Source organism: Fontivita pretiosa (genome assembly GCF_050410795.1).
Lineage (GTDB): Bacteria > Planctomycetota > Phycisphaerae > Tepidisphaerales > Tepidisphaeraceae > Fontivita > Fontivita pretiosa.
In genome coordinates this window covers 2,066,829-2,079,302 of the sequence record NZ_CP191258.1, presented here as the reverse complement: position 1 = coordinate 2,079,302, position 12,474 = coordinate 2,066,829, and the positions used below count along the sequence as shown (strand labels likewise).

The 12,474-nt window shown below is 64.1% G+C and carries 8 protein-coding genes; 3 read left to right on the top strand and 5 right to left on the bottom strand.

Features of this window, described 5'->3' with window-relative positions; translation table 11 throughout:
• Window positions 1-12: 12 nt before the first annotated feature.
• Window positions 13-963 (top strand): phosphodiester glycosidase family protein, encoded by a 951-nt coding sequence (locus ACQS5P_RS08470; protein WP_428940459.1) that lies wholly within the window; start codon window positions 13-15, stop codon window positions 961-963.
• Between the two features lie 57 nt (window positions 964-1,020).
• On the opposite strand, the gene ACQS5P_RS08465 is transcribed toward ACQS5P_RS08470, so the two are convergent.
• The 4 genes from ACQS5P_RS08465 to ACQS5P_RS08450 form a co-directional block, all read right to left on the bottom strand.
• On the bottom strand, window positions 1,021-1,887 hold the full coding sequence (locus tag ACQS5P_RS08465; protein ID WP_428940458.1) for a type II secretion system protein: 867 nt from the start codon (window positions 1,885-1,887) through the stop codon (window positions 1,021-1,023).
• A 190-nt stretch (window positions 1,888-2,077) separates the two neighbouring features.
• Window positions 2,078-3,559 (bottom strand): L-piperidine-6-carboxylate dehydrogenase, encoded by a 1,482-nt coding sequence (gene amaB, locus ACQS5P_RS08460; protein WP_428941006.1) that lies wholly within the window; start codon window positions 3,557-3,559, stop codon window positions 2,078-2,080.
• 166 nt (window positions 3,560-3,725) lie between these two features.
• On the bottom strand, window positions 3,726-6,944 hold the full coding sequence (locus ACQS5P_RS08455) for a PKD domain-containing protein (protein WP_428940457.1): 3,219 nt from the start codon (window positions 6,942-6,944) through the stop codon (window positions 3,726-3,728).
• A 38-nt stretch (window positions 6,945-6,982) separates the two neighbouring features.
• Window positions 6,983-8,110, bottom strand: a complete 1,128-nt coding sequence (locus ACQS5P_RS08450) for a saccharopine dehydrogenase family protein (protein ID WP_428940456.1) — start codon at window positions 8,108-8,110, stop codon at window positions 6,983-6,985.
• 201 nt (window positions 8,111-8,311) lie between these two features.
• Between ACQS5P_RS08450 and ACQS5P_RS08445 the strand changes: the two genes are divergently transcribed.
• Together ACQS5P_RS08445 and ACQS5P_RS08440 are read left to right on the top strand one after the other, a co-directional pair.
• Window positions 8,312-9,733, top strand: coding sequence for a hypothetical protein (locus ACQS5P_RS08445; protein WP_428940455.1), 1,422 nt, complete (start codon window positions 8,312-8,314; stop codon window positions 9,731-9,733).
• A gap of 70 nt (window positions 9,734-9,803) precedes the next feature.
• Window positions 9,804-11,699 (top strand): PQQ-binding-like beta-propeller repeat protein, encoded by a 1,896-nt coding sequence (locus tag ACQS5P_RS08440; RefSeq protein ID WP_428940454.1) that lies wholly within the window; start codon window positions 9,804-9,806, stop codon window positions 11,697-11,699.
• Between the two features lie 71 nt (window positions 11,700-11,770).
• Here ACQS5P_RS08440 and ACQS5P_RS08435 read toward each other — a convergent pair whose 3' ends face one another.
• The gene (locus ACQS5P_RS08435) at window positions 11,771-12,457 is read right to left on the bottom strand and encodes a peptidoglycan recognition protein family protein (RefSeq protein WP_428940453.1); all 687 of its coding nucleotides are present in this window, start codon (window positions 12,455-12,457) and stop codon (window positions 11,771-11,773) included.
• Between the last annotated feature and the right edge of the window lie 17 nt (window positions 12,458-12,474).

Below are 12,474 nucleotides of genomic sequence, written 5' to 3'. Positions count from 1 at the left end.
GAGAGCAGAAGGATGAACAATCAAGTGCATGCAAACGGGCGGCGCGCTCGCGACCGCCAGGCCCGCTGCTTCAGGTGCGGGCTTGTGCTGCTGATCGGTCTGCTGGTGTGGGCTGCGTCCGTACCCGCAGAGGTTGCCAGCACGCGACCTTACGAACAGGTCACATATGTTCACGAGCGGCGGCGCGATCCTGACATGAGCCTTTACGTCGTCACGATCGACCTGGCCGATCCGGATGTGAAGGTTCGCGTCGCGCCCGGCGGGGCGGACCCGGACGGCCCGGATGGCCCGTGGCAGACGACGCTGCTGCCGACCAGCCAGATCGCCCGGCGCGAGCGGTTCGATGTGGCGATTAACGCCAGTTTCTTTGCCATCCGCAAGCCAACGACGGCTCCTGGCGCCGCGACCCAGCCGGCGAATCCCGGCTATCGTCCCGGTGTCTGGGCACAGACCGTCGGCTGGGCAATGACCGACGGCCGGCTTTGGGGAAGCGCACCGCCCAAAGACGGCTGGCCGATCGTGTGGGTGGAGGAGGATCGTCGCGTGAAGATCGGATTGTCAAGCCGTGTGCCGAAAGGCGCCAGGCAGATCGCCACGGGCAACTGCTACGTGGTCAAAGCGGGCAAGCCTGCCGAGCCGTTTGTGGGCATGATGAAGGTCCGCCATCCGCGCACCGTGATCGGCACGACGCGTGACGGCTCGAAGCTGATTCTGCTGGTGGTGGATGGTCGCCGCCCCGGCGTGTCGGTGGGCATGACCGGCGCCGAGCTGGCCGACGAAATGCTTCGCCTGGGCTGCTGGGACGCGATCAACCTCGACGGCGGGGGGAGCGCGACGCTGGTCATTCGCGATCCGCAAAGCGACGAGCTGAAGATCATGAACCAGCCCAGCGACGGCCGCGAACGCGCGGTGGCGAATGTGATCGGAATTTCGGTGGGTTCGCCACCGGGCGCCGCGCCATGATTCCCGGCAGTACACCTGCTGCTCGAGCCGTCAGCGCCGACGGCGCCGTTCGATCCATTACGGATCACTGGGCAGCTTGGTACGCCCCGGGCTGCGGATGGCGTTGTACGCCTCACGAGGGCTCACAGTGTCAACGTGCAGGTCGCAGAACAGCATGTTCAGAGACTTCGTGTCTCCACATTTCACTTTTGTTATCGTAGGTTTCACGTGCCGGGCGTCTATCGCAATGATCCCGGGTGTGGTTGTCGTGAGGTTGTCGAACGGCCAGTACATGGTGGTGAGCGGATTGAACTGCTTGGCGTTGATGTCGATCTGGATAATGTCCCATCGACCGTCTGCGATGAGGCCGCGCTGCGCGCTGGGTTTGCGCTGCCACACACTTGCCTTGCGATAGCCGGGCCGGGTCGTATTGCTCTGCCCGGCGTTTACCAGACCGTTCAAGTCTCCGTCGTCAAAATAGCTTGGATAGTACTGCATGCCGTAGCCGGTGTAGACATTCTCAGCATCGGCGGCTGCTGCATTGGCCCGGAAATCCTGCGACTTGGTCCACTCCGGGCAGCCCCAGATCACCGAGTTGCGTCGCACCTGGGCCACGTCGTAGTAATTCTGCCAGTTCTTCGTCCCGGTCATGTACTTGGCGATCAGGTCCGTCCAACTGTGCCAGTTGTTCGGCGACGCCTGCTTACGGTCACGTGCGCTGGGCCACCACCCCCGGTTGTCAATCGCATACATCTGAAATCCGTTCCCGATCTCCTTCAGCGCCGCCATGCACTTGACCGTGTTTGCCTGCCGACGCGCCTGACTGAGCGCCGGAAGCAGCACGGAGATCAGCACGGCGATGATGCCGATGACCACCAGCAGCTCAACCAGGGTGAAAGCGCTTACGAGCCGGCGGCGGTTGGAAGAATTGACGATCCGGGTCATGCGGATCCTCCAGGCAGCATGAGAACGGAAGACTGCCCGCAGTATACGCCGGACTCGACGCCGGATTCAAGGGAAAATTCTACTTTCTTATATAATTATCCCCGTTCCATGCCACCAGCGGCGGTTTTTGGCCCAAGCCGCTCATAAGCTTGAGCTTGTGGTGCTGTAAGACCGCCCGCCTCGTGGAGGTTTACACGTCGAAGTTCACGCCCTGCGCCAGGGGCAGATCCCCGGAGTAGTTGATGGTGTTGGTCGCCCGTCGCATGTAGATTTTCCAGGAATCCGACCCGGACTCCCGACCCCCGCCGGTCTGCTTCTCGCCTCCGAACGCCCCGCCGATCTCGGCCCCGCTGGTGCCGATGTTCACATTCGCGATGCCGCAATCCGACCCGGCCGGCGAAAGGAACAACTCGGCCTCGCGAACATCGCCGGTGAAGATCGCGCTGCTCAGTCCCTGCGGCACGGCGTTGTGGATTTCGATGGCCTGCTCGAGCGTGTGGTAGCCCATGACATACAGGATCGGGGCGAAGGTCTCTTCGCAGACGATGGGAACCTGCCGGGGCATCTCGACAATCGCGGGGCGGACGTAGCATCCGCCCGCGGGAACGCCGTCGGTGACGCGCTGGCCGCCGTGGACTTTGCCGCCGTGCCTGCGCGCTTCGTCCAGCGCCCTCTGCATGTTGTGATGCGCCTGCTCGTCGATCAGCGGCCCGACGAGCACGCCCGGCTCCGTGGGGTTGCCGATGCGCAGCTTCGAGTAGACGGCTTTGAGCCGCTCGACGACCTTCGGGCGAATGCTGTCATGGACGATCAGCCGGCGAAGGGTTGTGCAGCGTTGCCCGGCGGTTCCGACGGCGGCGAAGGTGATGGCGCGGATGGCCAGCTCCAGGTCCGCGCTGGGCGCCAGGATCATCCCGTTGTTGCCGCCCAGCTCCAGCAAGGAGCGTCCGAGTCGTCCGGCGACGACTTGCGCCACCTCGCGCCCCATGCGCACCGAGCCGGTGGCGCTGATCAGTGGCACACGCTCATCGGCGACCAGCGGCTGGCCCACGTTGTGCCGGTCGCCGACGACCGTGCTCACCACGCCGTCGGGCACGTGCGGCATTTCGTTCATGACCTGGGCGACGATCGCGTGAGTGGCCAGCGCGCACAGCGGAGTCTTGTCCGAGGGTTTCCAGATGATCGGGTCGCCGCAGACCAGCCCGATCATCGCATTCCACGCCCACACCGCCACCGGAAAGTTGAACGCCGTGATCACGCCCACCGGTCCCAGTGGATGCCACTGTTCCATCATGCGATGCCCCGGGCGTTCGGAGGCGATCGTCAGCCCGTACAGTTGTCGCGACAGTCCCACCGCAAAATCGCAGATGTCGATCATCTCCTGCACTTCGCCCTGGGCTTCGGAGGTGATCTTGCCGGCTTCCCACGAGACCAGATCGGCCAGATCGCTCTTGTGTTCTCGCAGGCTGTTGCCGATGCGGCGAACGAGCTCGCCGCGTCTGGGCGCCGGGATGAGGCGCCAGGTTTGGAACGCCTCGCACGCCGCCTCGATCGCCCGCGCCATATCCCCAGGCTGACATTCGGTTATCGTCGCCAGCGTGCTGCCATCGATGGGCGAACGCACGGCGTGTGACTTGCCGGCGGTCGGCAGCGAGGTCTGCCTGCCGATCATCAGACCCGTGGGATTCGGCGATAGATTGAGCCTTTCAAGCACACTCTGCGAGATGGACATGGCGACGCTCTCCGCTTGATTGAATGACGTGGATTGTATGTCCGGCACTTTGGCCGAACCCACCTGCGGCGCGCGGACTTCGCTCCGAATGCCCGTGCATACGGACTCAGGCATCCGGATAGATCCGCCACAGCTCGTTGGCGTTGCTGCCCCCACCCAGCCCGCTGCTGAGGTACAGGTTCTGGCCGATCAGTGTGGCGACGCCGCTGGCGGCAGTGGGAGGAACGCTCAGGCTGGTCAATTCGGTGGCGGCGGAACTTGCGGCGTCGGCGATCCACCAGTCCCAGGCACTGCTGCTGCTGGCGCGATACACGAACAGCATGCGATCGCCGATCGGCGTCAGCGAACGCACCTGCATGCCCAGCGCCGCGGCGGTGGCGGGCGTGAGCCGAACCGTGCGGCTGTAGGTGCCGTCAGTGCGATACAGCGCCGAGCCGCCGCGACCGTCAGCAACCGTGAAGTACAGTCGATTGTTCGCGACCGCGAAGCTGAGGATCTCGATCGATGCGCCCCCGATGGCCAAATCACGCACGATCCGCGTGCCCGCCGCCGTTCCGTCCGTGCGCCACAGCTCGCGCCCGTTCGTGCCATCGTCGGCGGTGAAGTAGGTGTATCGCCCGGCGTTGGTCAGGAAGCTGATCTCAGACCCAGTCGCCCCGGGGCGGATGTCGCGCAGCAGCCCGATTCTGCCGTCGGCATCGACGGCCCAAAGCTCCAGATCATCGGGGTTGCCCGGATCGGTCGGCGCGATGGCCAGCAGGGTGTCGGCGCCGGCGAAGCAGACATCGAAGCGGGGATCGGCATCGGAGTCGGCCTTTCGCACGCGAATGGTGCCGGCGGCGGTACCGTCGCTTCGCCACAGCGTGCCATCCTCCGGCAGATCCTGGCCCAGCCCGCTGCGATGGATGAACAGCCACTGCCCGGCGGTGTGGAGCGTGGCCACGCCCTGGCCACTGAACAGCCGCATCACCGGCAGCAGTCGCGTGCCATCGAAGCGGTACAGATAATTACCCAGCGAGGTGTTATCGCGTGCGGCGACGAAGAAGACCGAATCGCCGAAGCGCGTGGCATCGCTCAACGCCAGCGGATACAGGCTGGTGGTCGTGGGCACGACTCGCGTGCCCGGCACCGTCCCGTCGCTGATCATCAGCCGAAGGTTGGCGCCATTGACGTCGGCGGCGATGAAGCAGGCGCGGCCGTGGAACTCAAAAAAGCTGGTGGCATCGATCCCGCCGGGCGCCGGCAGCGTGAAGGTCCCGGCCGCCGTGCCGTCCGTGCGATACAGTTGCACGCCGGGCGTGGCATCCTCCACGCCGTCGGCCAGGAAGTAGACCAGCGAGCCGATGCGAACCATCCGGTAGATCTCGAGGTTGCCCAGCAGCAGTCGGGCGCCGTAGCTGGTTCCGTCGCTGATCCACAACCCCTGATCCGAGCCGTTGTTTCCGGCGTAGTAGACGATTCGGCCCGAAGGAAGCTCGGCGAAATGCTCGCCGACGCTCGTGCCGATCAGGATCGGCCCGCTGAGCCGAGTGACGACATTGATTGGGATCGTCGGCGAGGTTCGCGTGCCATCCTCATCGGTGGTGATCAGTTTCATCGCAAACGTGCCGGCCCTGGCGTAGCGGTGAGTGAGGGTGGCGCGTGAGCCGCGGCGTTTGGTCAGCACGCCGTCGCCCCAGTCGATGATGAAGCTGCTGATCGTGTCCTCGCCGTAGTCTGAGAAGCGAAACGCCGCGGTCCAGTCGGTGTTGGGCAGCAGTTGTCCTGGGACGGTGAGGATCACACGGGGCGGGGCGTCCAGCAGCGTCAAGGGGGTGACGGCGGACAGGCCGGATGTGGATGCATCAAAGGCGCGAACCCGCGCCGAGAACGTCGCCGGGCCGTCGCTGATACCGAGCTGTCGCAACCTGCCCCAGCCTACGGCAACGATGGGGCTGGAGCCGACGACATCGCTGAAGTCGCCGTCGCCGTTCAGGTCCCACATGTACAGCAGCGAATCGCCGTCGGGGTCGATGGTGGCCGAGGCGTCCAGGGTGAGGGTTCTTCCCTCCGAGACCCGGGGCGCGGTCTTGAACGCCACGACCGGCGCGCGGTTGACGCCCGGCGTCACGTCGGCGCGGAACAGCCCGCTGCCTCGGGTGCTGTCGGCCAGGAAGAAGATGCGATTTGATGCGGCGAAGGCGAAACTGCCCAGCGAGCTGTCCGCCGGGCCGGGGCTGATGTCAAAGATGCTGGTGCCCTGGGTGGTGCCGTCGGAGAGCCAGAACTCATTGCCTCGCGCCGCGTTCCACGCCACCACCACCACGCGCCCGTTGCCCGCTGGAATCAGCGTTGTCGGCCTCAGCCCGTTCAGCGCCGTGATCGGCACGGTTCCGCTGGCCGTGCCGTTGCTCATCCATACCTGCCCGTCGGGCGTGAGGATGAAGATCCGATTGCCACTGACCACCGCCTGTTGCACCCCCGGCGAAAATGACACGACCGGCTGAGCCTGACCGGTGCTGGGGTTGACGCGATACAGCGCCTGGCCTTTGGCGAACCAGGCGGTGCCCAGAAAATCCAGCGGCGGGTTGACAAAGCTGTAGCCGATCGCATCTCCGGGAACTGCCCTGGTGCGCAGCCAGCCGCCGTCATTGATGTACAGCGCGCCGCCGATCGACAGCACCTGCGTCGGGGAGCCGGTCAGAAGGTCTACATGGGCGATGGTGGTGGCGCTGGCTGAGCCGTCGGACGCGAAGTCGATCCGCTTGATGTCCCCGCCAACCAGCAGGTGCGGCTGGCCGTTCAACTCGAAAACCAGCGGAAAATCCTGCACGAGCTGCGCGCCGCTGTTGGCGATGGTGCGGAAGCCCGCGTCCGTATCTCTCTTGATGAAAAAGTACGGCGCGAAGTCGTCGGCCGGATCGGAAGCATAGACGACAACGGCGTTGCTGAGGCTGAAGATCCGCTCGACCTGCACACCGGCGCGCGGCAGACTGATCAGCCATGTCTGCCTGGTGTTGATGTTGGTCAGGTTCAGTCGGCCCAGCAGATCCCTGGAGTACAGCCAGGATCCATGCAAGGTCAGATCGGCCGGGGAGGTGATGGAACCGACTTTGACGACGGAGGACTGGTCTGCGGCCCAGAGCGCATCATCCATTGTGAAAAACGCCTGCTGGCCGTCGGCACTGACCAATAATTCCTCGAAGACGGAGTAGGCCTGGGCGGACGGTTTGACCAGAGTGATCGAGGAAAGCAGCCTGCGGCATTCCAGTGGCTCCAGCAGGCACGGCGGGGTGGATGTCCGCGCCGCTGCGCCCAAGCGGTATGTGCCGCCATTTCGCCCCATAAATGGGATTCTCCGCTCCGATCCGGCGCGGAGAGGGGTCACACGGCGATCCCGTTCTCCAGCGACAGATCCTTCATGCTACAGTCATAGCATCGGCCAAATCGGTTGCTGAGAAAATCGCGGAGATTGACTTGTTCCTGCCTGACGAATCCCTGTTTGGGGAGTTTGCCGGATACATGCAAATCAACGACGGCGCAAAGGCTGGCGGCGGTGGTGATCTGGATGGCGCTGCATCGCTCGCCGAAGAATTCCCCGTGATAGATTTTGCGGGCGTCGGTGATCTGTGTGAGATGTCCGCCTCTCCATCCTGTCACGGTGCAGAAGATCAGCACCACATCCTGGGGCGTGACGGGGATGGCGTTTTCCAGGATGTCCTTGAGCAGCTCGCGTCGGCTGTTCAGTCGCAGCTCGATCATCAAGAATGCCATCAGGTCGCGATGTCCCCGGTAGCGGATCGTCTTGTAGTTCAGGTTCCGCACCTTGCCCTGAAGCGTTTCGCACAGGGTTCCCACGCCCCCCGACGTGTTGAACGCTTCGTAGTCGATGCCGTCGAGGCTGAAATGCTCCAGGCCTTCCAGGGGAAGGACCTCGATGAACCGCCCCTCGTGGATCGCCTCGCACGGGTTGCCGTATTCGTTGATCAGCCCGTCGGTGGACCAGGTGAGGTTGTACTTCAGCTCATTGGTGGGAAAAAGCGGCAGTGCGCCGACGCGCAGGCGAACCTCGTCGAGCTTTTCGAACTCCAGCGTCAGGTTGTGTGCCGCGATCGAGACGAACCCCGGCGCCAAACCGCATTGCGGCATGAAGATCTGCCCCGGGCGGGCGTGACGCGCCACCTCCTTGATCGCGCGCGTCGTGGCCACGTCTTCGGTCAGGTCGAAGTAGCTCAATCCCGCCTCAAGCGCCGCGCGGGCGACGATCGGGTTCAGCACATAGTTAAGCGCCGACAGCACGCTTTGGCGTCCGGCCATCGCTTGGAGCAGCTCGTCCGGCTTGGAACTGTCCATGCGTACTGTCTGGATGCCGACGTCTCGCAGGCGGGTCAGAGCCGCCTGGTCGATATCGCCGACCAGCACATCGTAATCCCCGCTGCGGGTGAGGAACTTGGCGACGGCGCTGCCGATCTTCCCGGCGCCCAACAGCAGGACTCGGTGTTGTGCATGCATGCGAAAAAGCTCCCGCGCGAATGACTCTGGGACGAATATTGTATAATATCGGTCCGGACAGGTCCTCAAACCAGAAAACCGCGGGCAGATGATGATTCGGCTGGCGGTTTGGGCGTGACGCGTGTCATCGCTGGCGTCGGATCTGTCACGGAGGGTTGCATCGTCACCAGGCATTTCCCCGGACGCCGCGAGGCTCTGCCTATGTCAAGCACCGACTCACCGCCAACCACCGCCGACCCCCTGCAAGCCTTCGCCTGGACCCGCCAGCCCGACGCCGAACGCCTGCTGCGGCAGATCGTGCAGGATTTTGTTTCGCGTTGTCCTGTGGCGGCGGAACTGTCGCGGCGGATGAAGGAGCAAACCGGCACGCGTTTCCATGATTGGATCGGGCACATTACCCTTTCGCCGGATGACCCGCGCGTCGTCCAGATCGAGGACGTCGGTTACATCGTCGATGCCATTCCTGAGGAGTTGACCGTCTATCGTCATCCCGGCGGGATGTTCCCCGCGGTGGTCGTCCATGACCTGGACCGGACTGGAAACGGCTCCACAACCGAAATCGCGGTCAAGGTCGATTCGGTCGCCGACTTCCTCGCCGCCAACGGCATCGAAACCGCGATCCAGGGCGAGCCGCTGAGCGACGTGCGGGTCGCCACCATCTGCCGCTGCAATGGCACGATGCTCAGCGTCATCGAGCGTCACGGCAGCCGCAGCTTCGATCGCCCCGGCCAAGCCCCGCCAAACGCCATCAGGCGCCTGTTTCACCTGGAGCGCTTCCGCATGCGGCGGCGCGACTTCGACGATGAAATCGAGGGTTTCGCGCACACGAACCAGCTCATCGACGATGCGATCAGGGATCTGGGCGTGGATCTGACCTGCGATCTGTTCTTCGCCGCCGAACGCGAGTACTGGATGCGTCGCAACCGCGCCGCGCAGGTTCAGTACGCCCGCCAGCAGAAGCTGGGGCTTGGCTGGGCGAATCACGACCATCACACCTACCGCTCGTCGCGTCAGCATTTCGCCAGGCTCATCGCAACCTGGGAAAAACTGGGCTTCCAGTGCCGCGAGCGTTTCTACGCCGGTCGCGAGGCCGGGTGGGGCGCGCAGGTCATGGAACAACCCGTGACTGGCATCGTCACCTTCAACGACGTGGACCTCTCGCCCGATGAGCTGATGGGCGATTTCAGCCACGAGGGCCTGCCGCCGCGCGACCAGCTCGGAACCGTCGGGCTGTGGTGTGCGCTGCATGGCGAAGCGTTCCTCCAGGCCGGCATGCATCACCTGGAGTGCCAGTTTGATTTCGATGCGTTGGCCCGGCAGCTCGAAGCCGAGGCGGGCATCAGGACCATGAAGCCATTCACCGATTTCAGCTACCTGCGGCAGGCCTTCACCGAAGGCCAGCGCTGGCCCGTCAGCGAAAAACGCCTCCGCGCGGCGCTGGCCAAAGGGTACATCACCCCCGAACAGGCCGAGCAGTTCCGCGCCAACGGCGCCATCGGCTCACACCTGGAGAACCTGGAACGCAATGAGGGATTCAAAGGCTTCAACCAGACCGGCGTCAGCGAAATCATCGCCGCCACCGATCCCCGCAAACACGTGCAGGCAGTTGCGCATGGGGCGTAGAGTGAGCAATCGACTCGATTCACCAGGAAACGAAGGCACGAAGCGGTGTTGGTTCGTCACGGGACTGTTCATGTCTTCGTGCCTTCGTGGTTCAATCGTTCTGTTCTTGCTGGTCGGGCTGATCGGCGGCGCGGCGCGCGCGGATTTCACCTTCGTGCATTGCTCCGATACCCACTTCGGCGTCGCCCAGAATCACGAGATCAACGCCCGGTTCTTTACCGAAATCTCCAACCTCGATCCGAAGCCCGCGTTCGTCATCAACACCGGCGATGTCTGCGAGATCGGCAATGACGAAGAGTACGAGCTGTACCGCCAGGCGATCAGGCATCTGACCCCGCCGATCTACAATGCCCCGGGGAATCACGATGTTCGCTGGAACCCGCGAGGCAAGGAGGGCTACACGCGCGGCGTTTCCCAGCCGCTGTTTCAATCCTGGGATTATCAGAACGTGCACTTCATCACGCTGGATTCCACCGTCCTGCTGAATCACTGGGGGCACATCTCACGCCGACAGCTCGACTGGCTGGCCGAGGATCTGGCCAGGGTCGGACCTGATCGCCCGGTCGTGATCGGCTTTCATCACTGGATCGGGCGCGACAAGGTGCAGGTGGACAACGAGCAGGAGCTGCTCCGTGTCGTTGCGCCTTACAACGTCGTGCTGTGGCTTCAGGGGCACGGGCACAGCGACATTCAGTGGCGGATCAACGGCGCGGCGGCGATGATGCAAAAGGGCCTGTATCAGGGCTCGTATGCGGTGGTGACGGTGACGGATGAGTCGATGAGCGTTCGCCGCCGAAGCTGGAAGGACCCGGCCAGGCGAGCCGACGAGCTGGTTCGCGACAAGAGCATTCCAACCACGCAGCAGCTCGAGTGGGAGGTGGTCTTCGAGCGAATTCCGCTCAGCCGGCGATCGCGCACGATCGATCCGCCGCCGGCGGCAACCCCCCAGCCCGCGCAGGATCACTCGCCGGTGTGGGAAGTGAACATCCGCGGCGAGGTACAGTCCAGACTCGCGCTTCACGACGGGATCGTCTACGTCCCGTCGATGGGAAACGACCTGGTGGCGCTGGACAGCGCCAGCGGGCGAGAGATCTTCCGCGTCAGAACGGCTGATTCCGTCTACTCCTCGCCGCACGTGGAAAACGGCGTGGTCTACTTCGGCTCGGCCGATCATCACGTCTACGCCGCCGACGCCAGAACCGGCGCCATTCGATGGAAGACGAAAACGGGCGGCGCGGTTCTGGCCGGGCCGAGCGTGGCGCGCGGCATCGTCTGCGTCGGATCGACCGACACGAAGATCTACGGGCTTGACGCCGCTGACGGCTCGATCCGCTGGACCGTGCAGGGGCGGAACATGTACCAATCCAAAACCGCCACCGACGGGCAGCGGTTCTTCGTCGGTGGATGGGACAACCGCTTCCGATGCATCGACGCGACCAGCGGGCAGGAATTGTGGGCCATCAGGCTCGGCAAAAGCGCCCGGTCGGATGTGTTCAGCGCCTACGCTCCGGCGATCGCCTCGCCCGCGGTCGGCGACGGCAAAGTGTTTATCAGCACCAATGACGGCATCCTCCACGCCATCCAGATCGACTCCGGCGAGGAGCTTTGGAGAATCGACTGGAAGAAGATGGGCTACTCCAGCCCGCTGTATCGCGACGGCAGGGTCTGGTGCGCTCTGGGCGACGAGGGCAAGGTGTTTTGCGCCGACGCCGACACGGGACAAATCCTCTGGCAGGGCGACGCCGGCTCAGTGATCTACGATTCCAGCTTCTGCTTCGGCGGCGGCAGGGTCTTCATCGCCACCGTCAGCGGCGTGGTCAACGCCTTCGACGCCCGCACGGGCGCGCGGCGATGGCAATATCGTCTGGCTCCCGGGCATGTGCTGGCTTCTCCTGTTGCCGACGATCAACGCGTCTACATCGGATCGATGAACGGCAACGTCACCGCGCTGGCGGTCAATGAATGATCACGGCAGGTGGGCCGGCTGGTTGACGGCGGTGCCTGGTCATTGCCCGGGCATCGGCAACTGGTGATGGGTCATTCTTCACTGACCCTCGTCGTCGGGCCCGTTTCCAGCGGCGGGCCGGGCTCGATCATCGGCTCGCGCCCTTCGAGCAGTTGTGCGACCCAGCTCCTGAACTGCCCGTTCTGAAGATACCGATAGAAGTCGCGTCCAGGGCAGGTGGTTTGTCCGGGGGCGGCGTCCTTGTGGCCACGAATGTGATCCGGCGGGATCTTCAACTCCTGCGCCAGCCATGCCACCAGCCGGGCGCACGATTCAAGCTGCCGCCGGCTGGGGCGCTGCTGCTCGAAGTCGCCCATCATTTCCACGCCGATGTTCCCGGCCAGCTCGTACCTGGTGTTCGATTCCGGCTCATACTCCAGAGGCCGACCCTCGAAGATTCGCCCGTCCGGCGCAATCAGAAAGTGATAGGGCAGGTCGGGCCAGTTCTTCTCGCGTTGTCCCCAGATCTGCATGTTCCTGACGAACCGCTGCGGGTCCCCGCCTCGCCACGGCACGCCGGCGTGATGGATCGTGATGAACTTTGGCGTGTGCCTGCGCGACTCGGGGATGGGCTGCGGCGAGGATCCCCACTGGCTGGCCGGCACGATCGCGGGCCTGCTCGCCGGCCCGGCCGCCGGCGCGGAAGACGACGCGAACAACCCAAGTGCCACACACAGCACACACAGCATGGATTCACCGTTGAACCTGGTCGGTTGCATGTCTGGAGTCCTCTTTG